The organism is Marilutibacter aestuarii, assembly GCF_006546775.1.
Lineage (GTDB): Bacteria > Pseudomonadota > Gammaproteobacteria > Xanthomonadales > Xanthomonadaceae > Marilutibacter > Marilutibacter aestuarii.
In genome coordinates this window covers 1-1,084 of sequence record NZ_VICE01000061.1, presented here as the reverse complement: position 1 = coordinate 1,084, position 1,084 = coordinate 1, and the positions used below count along the sequence as shown (strand labels likewise).

At 73.1% G+C, this 1,084-nt stretch carries 1 protein-coding gene; it reads left to right on the top strand.

The genetic code is table 11. The features are described 5' to 3' along the window. On the top strand, positions 1–879 hold an 879-nt coding region (locus FKV25_RS16195), incomplete at its 5' end, for a hypothetical protein (RefSeq protein WP_170218567.1). Positions 880–1,084 lie beyond the last annotated feature (205 nt).

Genomic DNA, 1,084 nt, shown 5'->3' with positions numbered 1-1,084 from the left:
CAGCCGGCGCCGGAAGCGCCCGCCGACGCGCCGCCGGCGTTGCCGGTCGACGCGGTCGCGCGACTGGTCGACGACCTGCGCCGGGACGACCTTGCGGCCTACGCGAGGCACGCGGTACCGCCGGCCCTGCATGCCCGCCTGGAGACGGCCTGGCGCGAGGGCCGGACGCGCTGGCCGTTGACCGAACTGCCCCTGGACGACCAGCTGCCGGCGATGATCGCCGGCCTGTCCCGGCCCGACGCCGAAAAGTCGCTGATGGCGATCTACAACCGCCAGTTCGCAGGGGCACGCGGCGAACTGCGCTCCACGGCCTCGGCCCTGGGATTGTTCGCGGTGCAGTACATCCAGAACGAGCCCGATTACAGCGAAGACGAGCGCGACCACCACGTGCAACTGGTCCAGGCGCTCAGCGAATGGGGCCAGCAGGCACCGCTCTCGGACGCGCGCAAGGCCACCCCGGCCCTGAAGCAATTGATCGCGGCGGCGCGACTGTCCGGCCTGGACAGCCCGGAGGCGTTTGCCGAGGCCGGCATGGAGCGCGGACTGAGCCGCTTCTCGCCGTTCGCCAGGCGCTTCAAGCAGGTGCTGGCGGGCTACGGCCTGGACATCGATGCCGCCCTGGCCAGCGCCCACGTGAGCCTGGTCGAACAGACCGGCGACACTGCGCGAGTGCGCCTGGAGTACACCCTCGCCGGCCACCCGATCGACGCCATCGTCCGGGTGGAACGGCGTGACGGCGCCTGGTACCTGAGCGACCTGCTGCGCCACGCGGAAGCCGAGGCCGGGCCGGTGCCGACCCCGGTCCCCGGGCCGTCCAGCGACGCCGAGGTACCCGGGCCCGCGGAAGACCCCGCACCCATCGCCGCCCCCGACGCCTGAGCACCGCGCCCCAACCGCCACGCGTCGTACCGACCCGCGAACGCCCCAATCGGCATAATGCCCCGGATGCCCAAACAGCCTCCCCTGCTATTCCCTGACCCGACGCCTCCTGAAGGCGAGGACGCGCCCCGCCCCAAGGCCGGTGCCGAGCCGCCGTTCCACGAAGCCGACGCGTCCGCTTCGTCCGCCGCGGATGCCGCGCCCG